This is a genomic window from Archangium sp. (assembly GCF_036277355.1).
GTDB lineage: Bacteria > Myxococcota > Myxococcia > Myxococcales > Myxococcaceae > Archangium.
The window spans coordinates 1-14,846 of sequence record NZ_DASUNC010000070.1; the positions used below are offsets into that span (position 1 = coordinate 1).

At 69.3% G+C, this 14,846-nt stretch carries 15 protein-coding genes and 1 pseudogene; 11 read left to right on the forward strand and 5 right to left on the reverse strand.

Annotated features, from left to right (window positions below; all coding sequences use genetic code 11):
• Positions 1 to 426, reverse strand: a 426-nt coding sequence (locus VFZ09_RS18585; protein WP_329728937.1) for a DUF808 family protein, incomplete at its 3' end; no start/stop codon positions are given.
• 219 nt (positions 427 to 645) lie between these two features.
• Here VFZ09_RS18585 and VFZ09_RS18590 point away from each other — a divergent pair.
• The 3 genes from VFZ09_RS18590 to VFZ09_RS18600 all read left to right on the forward strand — a co-directional run bounded on the left by VFZ09_RS18590 (position 646) and on the right by VFZ09_RS18600 (position 3,815).
• Entirely contained in the window at positions 646 to 1,461 is an 816-nt protein-coding gene (locus tag VFZ09_RS18590) for an SH3 domain-containing protein (protein WP_329728938.1), read from the forward strand.
• A gap of 80 nt (positions 1,462 to 1,541) precedes the next feature.
• A complete protein-coding gene (locus VFZ09_RS18595) occupies positions 1,542 to 2,651 on the forward strand; it encodes a 5'-nucleotidase (protein ID WP_329728939.1) in 1,110 nt (369 codons plus the stop codon).
• Between the two features lie 39 nt (positions 2,652 to 2,690).
• Positions 2,691 to 3,815, forward strand: a complete 1,125-nt coding sequence (locus tag VFZ09_RS18600) for a hypothetical protein (RefSeq protein ID WP_329728940.1) — start codon at positions 2,691 to 2,693, stop codon at positions 3,813 to 3,815.
• 15 nt (positions 3,816 to 3,830) lie between these two features.
• Here VFZ09_RS18600 and VFZ09_RS18605 read toward each other — a convergent pair whose 3' ends face one another.
• From VFZ09_RS18605 to VFZ09_RS18615, 3 genes are read right to left on the reverse strand one after another with little or no spacing between them, the layout of a single operon-like run.
• Positions 3,831 to 5,471: a hypothetical protein gene (locus tag VFZ09_RS18605; RefSeq protein WP_329728941.1), complete on the reverse strand. Its 1,641-nt coding sequence runs from the start codon at positions 5,469 to 5,471 to the stop codon at positions 3,831 to 3,833.
• A 48-nt stretch (positions 5,472 to 5,519) separates the two neighbouring features.
• The gene (locus VFZ09_RS18610) at positions 5,520 to 6,242 is read right to left on the reverse strand and encodes a lysophospholipid acyltransferase family protein (protein WP_329728942.1); all 723 of its coding nucleotides are present in this window, start codon (positions 6,240 to 6,242) and stop codon (positions 5,520 to 5,522) included.
• Positions 6,239 to 7,597, reverse strand: a complete 1,359-nt coding sequence (locus tag VFZ09_RS18615; RefSeq protein WP_329728943.1) for a TAXI family TRAP transporter solute-binding subunit — start codon at positions 7,595 to 7,597, stop codon at positions 6,239 to 6,241. Before VFZ09_RS18615 ends, VFZ09_RS18610 begins: the two co-directional genes overlap by 4 nt.
• Before the next feature lie 111 nt (positions 7,598 to 7,708).
• On the opposite strand from VFZ09_RS18615, the gene VFZ09_RS18620 reads away from it, so the two are divergent.
• The 7 genes from VFZ09_RS18620 (at position 7,709) to VFZ09_RS18650 (ending at position 13,482) form a co-directional block, all read left to right on the forward strand.
• Positions 7,709 to 8,146, forward strand: coding sequence for a TPM domain-containing protein (locus VFZ09_RS18620; RefSeq protein WP_329728944.1), 438 nt, complete (start codon positions 7,709 to 7,711; stop codon positions 8,144 to 8,146).
• Complete coding sequence (locus tag VFZ09_RS18625; protein WP_329728945.1) at positions 8,143 to 8,772, forward strand: hypothetical protein; 630 nt, start codon at positions 8,143 to 8,145, stop codon at positions 8,770 to 8,772. The genes VFZ09_RS18620 and VFZ09_RS18625 overlap by 4 nt, the downstream gene beginning before the upstream one ends.
• Positions 8,769 to 9,878, forward strand: coding sequence for a TPM domain-containing protein (locus VFZ09_RS18630; RefSeq protein ID WP_329728946.1), 1,110 nt, complete (start codon positions 8,769 to 8,771; stop codon positions 9,876 to 9,878). The genes VFZ09_RS18625 and VFZ09_RS18630 overlap by 4 nt, the downstream gene beginning before the upstream one ends.
• Before the next feature lie 52 nt (positions 9,879 to 9,930).
• Positions 9,931 to 11,475, forward strand: a complete 1,545-nt coding sequence (locus VFZ09_RS18635) for a right-handed parallel beta-helix repeat-containing protein (protein WP_329728947.1) — start codon at positions 9,931 to 9,933, stop codon at positions 11,473 to 11,475.
• Between the two features lie 67 nt (positions 11,476 to 11,542).
• Positions 11,543 to 12,184 carry a hypothetical protein gene (locus VFZ09_RS18640; RefSeq protein ID WP_329728948.1) on the forward strand — a complete coding sequence of 214 codons (642 nt, stop codon included), beginning with the start codon at positions 11,543 to 11,545 and terminating at the stop codon, positions 12,182 to 12,184.
• 91 nt (positions 12,185 to 12,275) lie between these two features.
• Entirely contained in the window at positions 12,276 to 12,794 is a 519-nt protein-coding gene (locus tag VFZ09_RS18645) for a hypothetical protein (RefSeq protein WP_329728949.1), read from the forward strand.
• Positions 12,795 to 13,065: 271 nt separating this feature from the next.
• Positions 13,066 to 13,482: a hypothetical protein gene (locus tag VFZ09_RS18650; RefSeq protein WP_329728950.1), complete on the forward strand. Its 417-nt coding sequence runs from the start codon at positions 13,066 to 13,068 to the stop codon at positions 13,480 to 13,482.
• Positions 13,483 to 13,710: 228 nt separating this feature from the next.
• Here VFZ09_RS18650 and VFZ09_RS18655 read toward each other — a convergent pair whose 3' ends face one another.
• Positions 13,711 to 14,103 (reverse strand): DUF5953 family protein, encoded by a 393-nt coding sequence (locus tag VFZ09_RS18655; protein ID WP_329728951.1) that lies wholly within the window; start codon positions 14,101 to 14,103, stop codon positions 13,711 to 13,713.
• Between the two features lie 51 nt (positions 14,104 to 14,154).
• Between VFZ09_RS18655 and tnpC the strand changes: the two are divergent.
• Positions 14,155 to 14,846: pseudogene (gene tnpC / locus VFZ09_RS18660) on the forward strand (IS66 family transposase); the annotation flags it as partial.

Genomic DNA, 14,846 nt, shown 5'->3' on the forward strand with positions numbered 1-14,846 from the left:
CTCGAGGGCGACGAGGTCGACGCTCGGGTCAGCGAGGGCTTGAAGCTGCTCACGGTGCCTTGCGGCTTCTTGCTCCTCATCCTCGCGTCGGTGAAACAGCTTGTGCGCGATCTTCTCGAAGCCCTCAAAGCACAGGAAGGCTCCGCCAAACATCAGCAGGGGGAGGATCGCCCAGGGAGCGACGGCGCTTATCCCCAGTGCAGCTGGCACCAGGATCGCTTTGTTGACCATGGAGCCCTTGGCCACGGCCCACACCACCGGCAGCTCGCGATCGGCGTTGACGCCAGCGACCTGCTCGGCATTGAGCGCCAGGTCATCACCCAGCACGCCAGCGGTCTTCTGCGCGGCCACCTTGGTCATCACCGACACGTCGTCGAGCAGGGTGGCGATGTCGTCGAGCAGTGCGAGCAGGCTGGATCCGGCCAAGTGTGGGCTCCTTCGTTGAGGGGCTGGAACATAGAGAAGAACGAGGGGACTGTGGACTCTCCTGAAAAAATAAGATGAAAAAACCTACATTTCGTGCAATCATGCGCTTCCTGGTTTTCCAAGGCGTCCCTGCCATGCCGGTGGAGTGAAGGGTCGTGGGACGTGCCTGCCTTCCCCGCAGTCCCCCCCTGGATGGAGGGTCGTATGAGCTCCCGGAGCATGAGCGGTCATTCCTTGAAGTGTCTGGCGGTCCTGGCAGTGCTGGCGGTGGGCTGCGGCGGCGGCCAGTCGTCCGTGGAGAGCGTGGAGCTGACGGGCGTGGACGAGAGCGTGGGCAGCAGCGAGAACGCGATCACCTCCTGCGTCACCGCGGGCGCCAGCCTCCAGACGACCACGGACCTGAACCTGCGCAGCGGGCCGGGGACGACGTACAGCATCCTCCTGACGATGCCGGGCGGTGCCATCGTCAAGGAGGCGGGCGGAGGTTGCCCCACCAGCGGCTGGTACAAGGTCACCTACAGCGGCGTGACGGGCTGGGCCTCGGGCAGCTACCTCACCCTGGTGACCACCTCCACCTCGACGCGTGACACCGCCATCTCCAAGGCGAAGAGCGGGATGGGCTTCTCGTACTGGTGGGGCCACGGCGCCTGGAGCCCGGGCGCCGCCGTGGGCGCGTGCTCGGGGAGCTGCCCCAGCTGCACGCACACCGGCTCGTACGGCGCGGACTGCTCCGGCTTCCTCGCCAAGGTGTGGGTGGTGCCCAGCACCAACACCAACACGGCCACCGACTCGCACCCCTACAGCACCGTCAGCTTCAACTCGGACACCAGCCAGTGGACGACCATCTCCCGCGACGCCCTGCTGAAGGCCGACGCGCTCGTGTACAACGTGGACGGCGCCGGCCACACCTTCCTCTACGAGTCGGGTGATGGCTGGGGCAGCATGTGGGCCTACGAGTGCAAGGGCTGCGCGGCCGGCTGCGTGTACAACCTCCGCACCGCCACCACCACGTACCACGCCATCCGTCACTTCTAGTCCCTCCGCCGCGAGGGGGCGGCCGGGTGCGTGGGGCCCGGCCGCCGTTCGTTGGGGCGTGGTTGTCTCTCGAGGATGTGATGCGCGTACGACCGGGCCTGCTCGCCCTGCTGGTGTTGGTGCTGAGTCCCCTGGCCGCGGGAGCCGCGCCCGGGAAGGCGGTGCTCCTGTTCACCGGAGACAACGGGGGCGAGGTGTCCCACTGTGGCTGCGGGCAGCTCCCGGCGGGAGGACTGGCCCGGCGCAAGACGGTCCTCTCGCGCGAGCGTGCCAGGGGCGAGCCGGTGCTGGTGCTGGACGCGGGCAATGCGCTCTTCAAGTCGCTCGAGTCGGAGGGCGAGCCGGGCGCACGGGCGCGCGCGGAGTTGTTGCTCGAGCAGATGGAGGCGTTGGGCACCGCGGCCATGGCCGTGGGGGCGCGCGACCTGGTGCTCGGCACGGACTTCCTGAAGCAGGACACCCGGAAGTCGAAGATGAAGGTGCTGTCGGCCAACCTCGTGGATGCGAAGGGCAAGCCGCTCTTCACGGCGTCCACGGTGGTGAGGGTGGGGCCGCTGGCGTTCGGCGTGGTGGGGCTCTCGCCCGAGGGCGAGGTGCGGCCGGGCGTGACGGGCCGGCCTCCCGGGCCCGCGGTGCTCGCCGAGGCCCGCCGTCTGCGTGAGAAGGAGAAGGTGGACGTGGTGGTGGTGCTGGCCGCCATGCCCCTGGCGTCCGCCCAGGCGCTCGCGCGGGAGGCGGGGGACGCGGTGGACTTCGTCGTGCAGTCCCACGAGAGCCGCCTTCCGGGGACGGCCCAGCGCCTCGGTCACGCCACCCTGGTGCCCTCGGGCGAGCGCGGCAGGCAGCTGGGCCGGCTGGAGCTCACCGTCACGGGGGCGGGCCCGTTCGTGGACCTCGCCGAGGGGGTGAGGGCCCGGGACGGGCTGAAGCTCCTGGACGAGAACATCCAGCGGGCCCGCGAGCGTCTGGCCACGGCGAAGGACGAGGCGGCCCGGAAGCCGCTCGAGGAGGCACTGGCCGGCTTCCTGTCCCGGCGGCAACGCCTGGAGGAGCAGGCCCGGGAGCGCCCGGACGCGGAGGGCCGCACCCAGCTGCTCTCGTTCATCCTGCTCGGGCCGGACGTGCCGGATGACCCGGAGCTGAAGGCGCGGGTCGAGCGGCTCGTGCCGCCGGGCTCCCCGTCGCATTGAGCCGTGTTCGCTGAAGCTGAAGCTGAAAAGGAAGAGGTCATGAAGTCGAGCAAGCGCGGTGTCGTCATCTTCGTGGGGCTCACGGTGCTCGCGCTCGGCATCGCGCTCGTGATGGTCCGCTCGGGCAGGGAGGACGGAGCGGGCTCCGCCTCGTCCACGCAGGGGCCAGCGGCCCCGGCATCGGCCCAGGGCGGTACGGCTCCCATGGCTCCGTCGGGCGCCAGTCAGGGCAGGGCGGGGGAGGGTGCATCTCCTTCGGCCCCGTCCAACAAGGCTCCGGGCGTGATCGCCGAGCTGGGGTGGGGCAGTGGTCCCTCCCAGCTCGGGCGCGACCGTCCCCAGGAGGCCAACCCCGAGGCGCCCATGTCGCTCGCGGTGACGCCGCTCGGGGACGTGGTGGTGCTGGATCAGCTCAATGGGCGGCTCGTGCGCATCGGCCAGGACGGCAAGGTGCTCGGGACCACGCCGCTCACCCAGCAGACGCCCCAGGACGTCACCGTGGCGAAGGACGGCACCCTGCTGGTGATGGACCGGCTGCGGGACAAGTCCGTGGCCATCATCGACCCCGAGACGGGCACGTTGCGCGGAGAGCTGCCGCTGCAGGGCCAGGGCATCCCCGAGACGGGCGGCATCACCGGCACCTTCGTGGACGGGGACTCGGTGTACGTCGAGCGCGAGCACGGCGCGCTGGTGCGCATCGGCGATCTCTCGGGCACGGCCGACACCACGCGCCCGGAGATCCCCGGCCGCCCCACCCGGGATGGCCGCTCGTACATCCTCGCCAGCATCATCGACAGGCCGGGTGGGCGCCTGCTGGTCAACGCCGTCGATCGCCAGACGAACGCGCGGCGCTATACGCGTGAGTACCGGGTGCAGTTCCCGCTGATGACCCTCACGCTGCTCGACTCGGACCGCTCGGGTGTCATCTACCTGGGCGTGGCCGGTGAGCTGCCCACGGGCAAGGCGAGCCCGCCCACCGAGCCCGGCGTGCGGCTCTTCTGTCTGGATCCACTCGACGGCAAGGTGCTGGGCCAGGCGGACCTGCCGCTCAACACCCTGCCCGAGGAGACCTTCCGGGACTACGCCGTCCTGGACGAGGGCGGCGTCGTCTACCAGTACCGCACCGAGGCCGGTGTCTCGCTGCGGCGCGCGGACTGCCGTTAATCCCGGGGCGCGTGACTACTCGCGCTTCAGGACGACGGTGACGGCGTCCGCCGAGGACTTCGGCTCGAAGGCCTTCACCGTCAACGTGGGCGGGCTGTTGTTCTCGTTGGTGTAGAAGACGCCCGAGCCCGTGCCGCGGATGTACACCCGGTAGTTCCCCGGCTCGAGGTAGTTGTAGAGGATGGGCGCGCCCGTGCAGGGCTGCGAGTCACCGGCCGTGCCGTAGACGAGCTCCCCGGTGGCCAGGTTCTGCAGGTTGATGCTCACCGTGGTGACGCCCGCCTGGGCGCACGTCTTGGTCACGGTGCCGTCGAGCAGCTCCCACCGCACCGCCAGGCCGCCCACCGGCTTCAGCTGGTACGAGACGGAGACGGGCGAGCCCGCCCGGGTCTCCAGCGTGCCATGCGTGTAGTAGTAGTGCTGGCCGCCGGAGCCCACGCCGATGAACGCGATGGTGTGCGAGCCCGGCGCGAGATAGGGCGAGCGGATCTGGTTGCTCCCCTGGCCGTCCAGGCAGTTCAGGCGCGTCCACGCGCCTCCATCGATGCTCACGTCCACCGAGACCACGCCCGCCTGGGCGCAGGTGGGGTTCGGGCTGGTGGTGTTGGGCGGGAAGCTCCAGGAGACATAGGCATAGGAGCTCCCGCTGCCGGCCGGGGTCAGGGTGTAGATGATCCGGATGTCGCCGTTCACCGTGAAGCTACCGCTGCCCGTGTAGAGCACCGTGTTCGAGTAGCTGAGGGCCTCGAGGGTGAAGCTGTAGGCGCCGGGGCGGAAGTCATGCAGGACGATGCCGTCCACGCCCGCGGTGTTGCAGGGATAGATGCCGCCATTGGCGAGCGTCTCACCAGGGATGGTGATGCGGATGGACTTCACGTCCGGCAGGTCCGCGCACCAGCCATCGGGGAAGCGCCAGAGGAAGGTCACGTCACCCGGGGCGGGCGGAGGCGTGACCGGATCCAGGAGGACGTTCACCTGCTTGTTCCCGTTCACCGTGAAGGAGCCACTGGCCGAGTAGCGGACCTCGTTCGAATAGCCGAGGGCGTCGACGGTGTAGCCGTAGGAGCCGGAGGCGAAATTGCGCAGGATGATGCCGTCCACGCCCGCGGTGGTGCAGGAATAGATGCCGCCGTTGAGCAGCGTCTGGCCGGGGATGGTGATGCGGATGGACTTCACCTCCGGCACGTCCGCGCAGAAGCGGGGGGAGGTGCCGCCAGCGAAGGCCCACAGGAAGGTCACGTCACCGGGCTGGGGCGGCCGGGTGACGGGGGCGAGCGTGGTGCTCACCTGTTCGTTCCCGTCCACCGTGAAGGAGCCGCTGCCCGTGTAGAGAACCTCGTTCGAGTAGCCGAGGGCCTCGAGGGTGTAGTTGTAGGTGCCGGGGGCGAAGTCGCGCACGACGACGCCGTCCACGCCTCCGTTGGTGCAGGGCTGGACGCCGCCGTTGGTGAGCGTCTGTCCGGGGATGACGAGGCGGACCGACTTCACGTCCGGCACGTCCGCGCACCGGCCCACGGCGGAGCCGCCCGAGAAGTTCCAGAAGAACGACACGTCTCCGGGCTGGGGATCCGTGTCGTGGTCGTCGTCGTGATTGTTGATGATGCAGCCCGTGCTCACGAAGAGGCACAGGAGCGCGGCGAGGAGTCGGATGTGCATACGGCGTGCTTACCCTTCGCCCGGGAGCACATGCAACAGCAGGGGAGCTCAGCCCGTGGCGGCGAGCGTGTCCACGTAGAGCGCCCGCACCTGCTCGGCGAGCGTCACCGCGTCCGGGGCGAACGACTCGGGAGCCAGCGGCGGCAGGACGCGCACACGCATGGAGGCGCGCGGGCTCATCCAGAGGCCATCGCCCTCGAGGAGCTGGGTGGTGCCCTCGATGACCACCGGCACCACGGGCACGTGCTCCTCCAGCGCGAGCTGGAAGGCCCCCCGCTTGAAGCGCAGCAGTCCCTCTTGCGAGTAGGTGCCCTCGGGGAAGATGAGCACCGGCATGCCCCGGCGCAGCCAGTACCGGCACTGCTCGAGCATCCTCCCCATGGAGTTGGTGCTGCCGCGCTTCACGGGCACGTAGCCCAGCAGGCTCATCATCCACCCCACGACGGGGATGGAGAACAGCGACGCCTTGGCCACGAACTTGTAGGGATGGAACAGGCCCATGGCGGCCAGGATGTCCGCGGCGGACTGGTGGTTGGCCACCAGCACGCAGGCCCCGGACGGCAGCAGCTCCCGCCCCTCCACCCGCGTGCGCCACCCCGGCGACGCGTGCAGCCACAGCAGGTGGCACCAGCGGCACACCAGCGCGTGCAGCCACCGCCGGTCCGGATCCACCGGGTACGCGACGAGGAACAGCACCAGCCCCAGCACGAAGAGCACCGGGGCGGTGGTGAGGAAGAGCAGCCAGAACCAGGCGGTCACGGCGTACTTCATGAGGCGGTCACCTGCGCCACGACGAGCTCCCGGCTCTCGGGGGCACCGGAGAGCCGCCGGGAGAGCCGCCGGCGCACCACGTCGATGTGCTCGCGGAAGAAGTAGAGGTTCTCGGCGTAGGCCAGCGGCACGGGGATGCGGTTCACCGCGCGCTCCGCCTCCTCGAGCCGCTTCATCATGTCCTCGAGCATCTCGCGTCCGGGGTTCTCCTCCAGCTGGAGCTCGATCTCCTTCAGGCGGGCGTACCAGCGGAAGATGCGCGAGCGCACCCGCCACAGGTACAGCGCCGGCACGGCCCGCCCCAGCGGCACCACCACGGCGATGATCGGCACCAGCATCACCCAGAGCCGGTCCACCAGGTTCGCGGCCCAGAAGGGCAGGTAGCGCTGCAACAGCGGGATTCCGGCCTGGTAGTAGCGGCGGGCCTCGCTGCTCAGGGGGAAGCCCGTCTCGAGCGGCGCGGGGAACTCGCCGGAGCGGTCCAGCAGCCCGGCGCTGCCGTGGATCTCGCTCGCGGTGCGCATGAGCAGGTAGGCGAGCGCCGGGTGCAGCGAGTCGCGCGCGACGAGGTTCGCGGTGGGCGCGAGCAGCACCACGTCGCGCTCGGGGATGTCCGCGGCGAAGTTGAACACCCCCCGGGGCAGCACGAGCTTCGACAGGTAGGGGTAGCGGCGCACGTAGGCCTCACCGCGGGCGAAGCTCATCAGCCGCACTCCGGGCTCGACGGCGAGCTTCTGGATGGCGGGAGCCTCCGCGGGCGCGACGATGAACACCGCGTCGAGCTGGCCCTTCTTGAGCTGCTCGATGGCCGCGTCACGCCCCAGGGGCAGGAGCTCGGTCGGGGCCTGGTCCGCGCCGTTGACGGACAGCAGCGTGCGGGCGAGCGCGTGCGTCCCGCTCTCGGCGTCCCCGATGGCGATGCGCTTGCCCTTCAGCCCGAGCACGTCGTCGATGGGCTCGCCCCGGTAGAAGACCCAGAGGGGCACGTACGAGAGGCTGCCGAGCGAGACGATGCCCGGCGCCTTCTTCTCGTCGGCGGTGCCGCTCTGCACGAAGGCGACGTCGGCCTGCTCCCCGGACAGGTGCTCCACGCTGGTGACGGAGCCCTTCGTCTGCTGGATCTCCACCGTGACGCCATGCCGGGCGAGGCTCTCCTGGTACTTCTTGGCGAAGTAGCGGAACCCGCCCTCGTCCTGCGCGGTGGCGAGCACCAGCTTCATGGGGGGCGCGGGCTTGACGAAGTAGAACGTGACGGCGAACGCGATGCCGATGATGAGGGCCGCGGGGGCGACCGTGAGCCACAGGTCGCGGCGCGTCGTGCGCCGGAGCTGCTCCTTGAGCGAGTCCGTCTTCATGATGGGCGCGCAGTATAGACGCCGCGCGGAGAATGTCCGCCAGGCAGGCGAGGAGGCGCGTTCCGCCGCTCGGCCGGATGGCATATCCTGCCCGCCATGGATTGGTCGTGGATGCGTCCGAGGTGGAAGCTGAGCAAGACGGAGGAGGCGCGCCTGGTGGCGGCCATCCGCCGCGCGGAAGAGGGGCACCGGGGCGAGGTGGTCGTCCGCCTCGAGCGGAGCTGCCGCGGGGGAGAGCCGCTGGCCCGGGCCGCTCAGCTCTTCGAGGAGCTCGGGATGCGCCGCACGGCCGCGGACACCGGGGTGCTGCTCTATGTCGCGGTGGCGGACCGCAAGGCCGCCGTCTACGCGGGCCAGGGCGTCCACGGGGCCGCCCAGCCGGGCTTCTGGCAGGAGGTGGTGGATGGGCTCGCCCAGGGCTTCCGCGCGGGCACGCCCGTGGCGGGGTTGGAGACGGCCATCGAGCGCATTGGCGGACTGCTTCGCACCGCCGTTCCCGGTGAGGACACCCGGGGCAACGAGCTTCCGGACGTGGTGAGCCAGGCATGAGTGACGTGACGCGGAACCGTTCCCCCCAGGGGCAGCAGGTCGCCGTCGATGACGTGGACGACCTCATCCACACCGCCACCCGGCTGATGCAGAAGGACTCGGCGCCGGAGACGCTCACCACCGAGGACGTCAAGCGCATCGGGCAGGAGCTGGACATCCCCGCCGAGTACATCGATCAGGCGATGCAGGTGCTGGAGCAGCGCCGCCGGGAGCAGGAGCAGGCGAAGCTCGAGGCGGAGCGGGCGCGGCGGGCCCGGCGCGAGCAACTGCGCAAGGGCGCGTGGGTCGCCGCGGGCGTGGCGGTGGTGCTCGCGCTGAGCGGACTCTTCGTGCGCAATGGCCTCAACTCGACGCTGCAGGAGGTGACGCGCCAGCGCGCGCAGGTGCGCAACGTGGTGGAGCGGCGGGCGAGGGAGCAGGCGCGCTACGCCACCGCCACCCCCGGCCCGGAGCGGGACGCGCAGCTGTCCGGCGCGGAGAACCGGGTGAGCGTGGAGCAGCGGCGCTACGATCTCCTGGCCACCGAGTACAACGCCTCCGCGTCCTCCTTCCCGAAGTCCTGGGTGGTGCGGCTCTCGGGGCTGCCCGGCTCCGTTCCCCTGTCCACCGAGGTGACCTCGTGGTGAAGATCTCGGCCCTGGTGCTGCTGTTGCCGGCGCTCCTGCTCGGGAGCACGCCCGTCATCGATCGGCCCGTGGTGGACGAGCGCGGGGTGCTGTCGGCCTCGGAGAAGGAGGACGTGGCCCGCGAGCTGGTGCGCCTGCGCGACCAGACGGGCACGCAGATGGCGATGCTCCTCGTGGACTCCACCGGGGGCGAGCCCATCGAGGACTACGCGATGCGGGCCGCCGAGGCGTGGAAGGGCGGCACCGCGGGCGTGGACAATGGGCTCCTCTTCGTGCTCGCGGTGGACGACCGGCGCGCGCGCCTGGAGGTGGGCTATGGGATGGAGGAGTACCTGCCGGACGACGCGGTGAGGCGCATCCTCGACGAGCAGGGTCCGCTGCTGCGCGAGCGGGACTACCGCGGGGCCCTGCTGGGCGTCATCCAGGGCGTGCGCGCGCGCCTGCCGGGTGCCGGGGACATGCCGGAGCTCGCCGGGGCCGCGCCGGTGAGCGCCGCGCGGGTGAGCAACATCATGTTGGGGTTGGTCGGCATGGGAATCCTCGCGGGCGTGCTGCTCGGCTGCTGCCTGGGCGTCTGGAGGGAGCAGCTCGGCACCTCCGGGCTGGCCGGGAGCATCGGCGGGCTCGTCCTCGTTTCCGTGGCCCTCACCGCCCTGATGGTGAGCTCGATCCGGATCCCCACCTTCCACTTCCTGCTGGCCTGGGCCACCTTCACCGTGATGTTCCTGGCGGTCACCCTGTCGGCCCACCACCTGTCCTTGCGGATCACCTTCATCCTGGGGCTGAGCGCCGTGGTGGGCAGCCTGATGTCCCTCTCGGACTACCACTCCACCCATGTGCTGGCGATGCTCCTCGAGGGCTGGAAGACCTTCGGCTTGCTCGCCGTCGTGCTGGTGGTCGTCACCTATCCGCCCGTCTTCCGGGTGCTGATCGAGATCCTGTTCCTCTTCCTCAACAGCTCCGGCTCCACGGTCAGCTCCTCGTCGTGGGGCTCCTCGTCCTCGGGTGGCTCCTCGGGCGGGTCCTCGGGTGGCTCCAGCTCGGGCAGCTCCTGGGGTGGGGGAGGGGGCGGTTTCGGCGGAGGGGGAGCCAGCTCCTCCTGGTAGCCCCCTCGTACCGGGGGGCAGGTGCGCACCTTTCCCCAGGTCCGGCCCCTTGATGCCGGCGCCCCTCGTGACGACTTTCGGCGCTTCGATGGGGGCTGGCGAGCGGGGGGGCGGGGTGACGCGAGGCGCGGGTGGCGAGGGTCGCTTCAAGGGCGCGTGTGGAGTGTTCACCTGTCTGCTCCTGCTCGCCTGTGAGCCGGAGGTTCCAGCGCACGACAGTGCCGAGGAGGCGCAGGCGCCCCAGGTGGTGCGGCCCGCCCCGGAGGAGCCCCAGCCCTCGCCCCCGGTGCCGTCGTCACCGCAGCCACCGCCGACCCCCGTGCCAGTGCCCGTGCCCGTGCCGGCCGAGCCCGTGGGCCGGAGTTGGTACGTGAGCACGAAGGGCTCGGATGGGGGAGCGGGCACACTCGAGGCTCCGTTGCGGACCATCGGCCGGGCGGCGGCGCTCGCGAAGCCAGGAGAGGTCATCCGGGTGCTTCCGGGCGTGTACGCGGAAGAGCTCGTGCTCGAGTCACGGGGCTCGGGTGTGGCTCCCATCACCCTGCGCGGCGAGGGCGCGGAGCGGCCCAGGCTCGTTCCGAAGGACAGGGTGCGCGGGGCGATCCTCCGTGTGCAGGGGCGCTGGAACCTGGAGAACCTGCACTTCGACGTCGCGGGGGCGAGCATGTTCGCCGTGCTCTTCGACGCCAACGCGGTGCAGTCCGTCCTCTCCGGGAGCGAGCTGAACGGAGGAACCGCGGGCGCGGGCGTGTGCGTGGAGGGGGCGCGGGACATCACGGTGCGGAACAATCACATCCACCACTTCATCAAGCCGGGAGATGACTCCCATGGCGTGGCGGTGGTGGGCCCGGCGCGGAACATCGTCATCCGGGACAATGACATCCATCACAACTCGGGTGACTCCATTCAATGTCAACCGGGTTCCGGCCCCGCGGACGGCGTGCTCATCGAGGGCAATACGTTGCACGACGAGGGCGAGAACGGGGTGGACATCAAGCAGTGTCTGCGCGTCACCGTGCGTGACAATGTTCTCTCCGGCTTTCCCAACACGGCCATCCGTCCTGCGGGCTCGTCGGCCGGGGAGGCCGTGGTCATCCACGATTCCGCGCGGGACATCCTCATCCAGGGCAATGCCATCTCCCGCGCCGGGCGAGGTGTCTCCGTGCTCGACGGCAGCACGCCTCCCGAGAACATCGCGGTGGAGGACAATCTCTTGCAGGACATCCGCGACGTTCCCGCGGGCAACGGGCAGGGCATCCGTATCGAGGGCGCGAGGACCGTGCGGGTGGTGGGCAACACCGTCGAGGGCACGGCCAGCTACGGGCTGATGCTGGCGGCGGATGGCCGGAGCGTCACCGGGCTCGAGGTCCGGAACAATGTCCTGCGGGGCGGCTCGCAATCGTTGCTGCTTCGACTGGGTGCCGCCGGTTATCGCCCGGGGCTGCTGATGAGGGAAAACCAGTACGCCAGCGGTGGTGTCTTGAAAGGCGATGGCGCGAATTTTCCAGGTGAGCAACTCATCCTCTCGTCACCTGAGAAGCTCGAGGTGTGGAGACAGGTGCTCGGGGTGGATACGGGTTCTTCCGTACTACAGTGAAATCCGTGCGTTTCTTGCTTCGAATTCCCTAGAGTCCGCGGCCCCTTCCCCCAAGGAGGCCGTACCCGTGCGTCTGTTTGGAACGATTGCCATTGGAATTGTCGCGTTGCTTGGTTCATCGGCTCAGGCCCAGCTGCCCGTCGTCAAGGAGGCGCGGGCCGACTGGCAGGGCTGCGCTTATTCGATCAAGGTCCTGCAGGGCTCTGATCCGTATGCTCCCTGGCAGGTCCTCTACAGGGTCACCGTCCAGAGCGAGGTGGTCTCGTCCGGCACCTGCGCGCTGACGCCCCGGACCGTCGAGCTGGGGACCTCGAAGAACACGCCGGAGGTCGCGATCGCCGTGAATGCCGATGGGCTCGCGGCGGCCTGGACCTACGGAGAGTACATCCGGGGTTACGGGACCTGGGGTCGCGCCCGCATCCACCGTCTGGACCCGAGCACGTTGAGCACGGTGAGGACGGTGGGTCTGCAGTCGAGCTACGTGCCGTCGAATGGTGGAGCCGGAATGCCGGGCGTGATCACGCTGACCGGGCTCACCGTGAACGCCGTCAACGTCGAGGCCGCCGGCACCTTCACCGGGAACTCGATCACGGAGGATCCCGCGACCATTGCCTGGCCGTACCCGATCCTGCAGGGAAACCACTTCGTCGCCACCTACGCTGACTTCTTCACCGCCGCGCCGCAGTCCCCCAGCATCGTCACGTACTGAGAGGGGTTGAGTGGGGGGCGGCGGGTTCGATTTCCGCCGCTTCCATGCCACGGTGGCTCGCGGCGAAAGCGCTCGTGAGAGGATGGCTGCCATGCTCTCCAAGATGCCGGTGTCGGCCCTCCCCGTGACCTTCACGCGCGGGCTCCTGTGTTGCGCATGGCTGGGGCTCGGGGCCCTGGTGGGGACGAGCTGTCGGCCTCGCCTCGCGGCCTGTGCCGATGACGTGCGGGAAGAAGATGACACGCGGGAACAAGCGCTGGCCGCCCCTCCGCTGTCGCACGTCTTCGGCCATGGACCGTTGAAGCTCGACGGCCAGGTGGCCTGTCCGGGGGATACGGACTGGCTGTACGCCTATGGGGACTGCTGCTACCCGGCCGGGGTGCGTGTGCGCTGGGAGGCGGCCCGGGGAGCGCTGGAGGTCGACCTTCTGGACGTGGAGGGCGCCCCCCTGTCCCTGGACGCGCCCGGAGACCTCGCTCAACGCACGCCGGGCGAGGTGCTCCTCATGCGGGCCAGCCACGGCGGCCCGTTCCTCGTGCGGCTCCGGGCCGTGGGCGCGGCGGCGGTGCCCTACACCGTTGAGCTGTCCGCCCCCGTGTTCGTCCGCTAAGAGCGCATCTCAGACATTGGGCTTGCCCCGGTTACGTGGCCAGTAGGATGGAGATGCCAACGTCTGCGGTGAAGTAGGGTCTGACCTCGCTTCCGGAGTCGTCGAACAGGGACGCGTCGAGGGCCTTCTCGCGCTCTCATCCTTTGATTCCGTGCCAAATTTGTAACGAAGATACAAAAGCATCTTCATCTTGATCTTTGCGTAAATGCCGAGTAGTCATGAGTTGCGTTTTTGCCTGATTTGCAGGCTTGTTCATGACAAGGAGAGACGGATGATGCGTATCAAGAACGTCGTGTCTGTGATTCCGCTGGTGCTCGGTCTCGCCGCTCCCCTCCAGGCCCGGGCCGCGTGCCCGGCCCCGCTCTGGGAGCAGGTCGTGGAGAACGATGAGAGCTCGGGTGGCTCCAACTACACGGCGCCCAGCTATTACTACACGACCACCACGGGAATCTGTGACAACGACCCGGACACCGACTACGTCTTCGTCTTCAAGGGGAACTTCTACAGCTGCAATCCGGATGGGCTTCGGTACACCAACGGTGGCTATCTGAACTCGGACAGCTTGCGGATCCTCCGGCGGGCGCTGACCGATGATGACGTCCACGTCTGCATGGGCGACAACACGGTGAACTTCTGGTACGGCGGCGTCAACAACGTCTGGAACAGCCTGCGGCTGTACTACCGATAGTCCATGCGCCAATCCCGGATGTTCGCCGTAGCGATGCTGTTGGGAGGGCTGGTTGCCTGAACCGAGAGCCTGGGGCCCAAGGGAGACACGGGCCCCAGGGTCCCGTCGGCACCGTATGAGGTCCAGGGCGTGCCGCTGGCGGACACCCTGCCCGCGATGCCCATCGTCAAGCCCACTCTCCACTTCGTGGGCCCCTCCGCCTCGGTGAGCTGTAACCGGTTCCGACCCTCAAGGGGTGGAGCGCCCGCCGATCTCCGGGAAGCGCTCGTAGGCTTGTTCAAGCACATCCAGGTGGGCGGGGTTGTCCAGGTCGAGCGGTGCATCCGTGAGTCTGACCACCCACCCGCCCGTCGCGGTGCGCCGTGCCCGTGAGAGCGGCTCGGCGTCGCGGGCCGGGTCCGGGAAGCCGATGGTCCGTGCGGCGGCGTCTGACCAGTAGTTCAGCCACCCGAGGCGATGCGGAATCTCAGGCGAGCGCATGGCACCAGGGGACTTGAGCACCGGCAGCCCACGGGGAGGCGGCTCCAGGTCGTCTGGCCGATTCTTCGTCTGGCGTGCGATGTCCACCCCCGCGCTGAACGGCGTCGCGTGCCCCCAGAACGCGCGTGCGTTCTCCCCCACGGCCTCTAGCAAAGCCGCCGCAGCCGCGATGCCGTCCGCGGACAGAGGCACTGGCCGTACGTGGGCCAGGGCGGCAACGTCTTCGTGGAGTATACCCCCGACTGGAGTGGCACGGGCCCCCAGGGGGTGCTGGCCGACTTCCGGGGCTACCTGGTGGTGGACGGCTACAAGGGCTACGAGGCCCTCTTCGGCCCCGACTCTCCCCGCCTCGAGGTGGGCTGTTGGATGCATGCCCGGCGTGGCTTCGAGCGCGCCTATGTGGCCGGAGACGCTCGCGGCGGCATGGTGCTGACGCTCGTGCAGAAGCTGTACGCCGTGGAGCGGCAGGCCCAGGAGGAGGGGCTCTCCCCCGAGGCTCGCCTCGGCCTGCGCCTTTCGCACAGCCTGCCCGTCTACGAGGAGCTCTTCGGCTTGCTGGAGGAGTGGGCCCCGCATGTGCCCGCCAAGACGCCCCTGGGCAAGGCCATTGCCTACGCACGCAACCGTGCTGTCCCCCTGGGCCGCTTCCTCGAGGACGGACGCGTGCCGGTGGACAACGGCGAGGTGGAGCGCCTCATCAAGCTCATTGTCCTCGGACGCAAGAACTGGCTCTTCCTGGGCAGCGACGCGGCCGGCCACCGGGCCGCCAACGTCTACTCCCTCGTGCTCAGCTGCTACCGCCTGGGCATGGACCCGTGGGCCTACTTCCGCGACGTGCTGCCCAAGCTCGGCGATACCCGCTTCCCCGCCTCCCGCCTCGCGGA

Coding starts and splice junctions, on each gene's coding strand:
- VFZ09_RS18650 (WP_329728950.1), top strand. CDS start 13,066: ATGATGCGTATCAAGAACGTCGTGTCTGTGATTCCGCTGGTGCTCGGT.
- VFZ09_RS18615 (WP_329728943.1), bottom strand. CDS start 7,597: ATGAAGACGGACTCGCTCAAGGAGCAGCTCCGGCGCACGACGCGCCGC.
- VFZ09_RS18635 (WP_329728947.1), top strand. CDS start 9,931: ATGCCGGCGCCCCTCGTGACGACTTTCGGCGCTTCGATGGGGGCTGGC.
- VFZ09_RS18620 (WP_329728944.1), top strand. CDS start 7,709: ATGCGTCCGAGGTGGAAGCTGAGCAAGACGGAGGAGGCGCGCCTGGTG.
- VFZ09_RS18595 (WP_329728939.1), top strand. CDS start 1,542: ATGCGCGTACGACCGGGCCTGCTCGCCCTGCTGGTGTTGGTGCTGAGT.
- VFZ09_RS18625 (WP_329728945.1), top strand. CDS start 8,143: ATGAGTGACGTGACGCGGAACCGTTCCCCCCAGGGGCAGCAGGTCGCC.
- VFZ09_RS18610 (WP_329728942.1), bottom strand. CDS start 6,242: ATGAAGTACGCCGTGACCGCCTGGTTCTGGCTGCTCTTCCTCACCACC.
- VFZ09_RS18590 (WP_329728938.1), top strand. CDS start 646: ATGAGCGGTCATTCCTTGAAGTGTCTGGCGGTCCTGGCAGTGCTGGCG.
- VFZ09_RS18600 (WP_329728940.1), top strand. CDS start 2,691: ATGAAGTCGAGCAAGCGCGGTGTCGTCATCTTCGTGGGGCTCACGGTG.
- VFZ09_RS18645 (WP_329728949.1), top strand. CDS start 12,276: ATGCTCTCCAAGATGCCGGTGTCGGCCCTCCCCGTGACCTTCACGCGC.
- VFZ09_RS18605 (WP_329728941.1), bottom strand. CDS start 5,471: ATGCACATCCGACTCCTCGCCGCGCTCCTGTGCCTCTTCGTGAGCACG.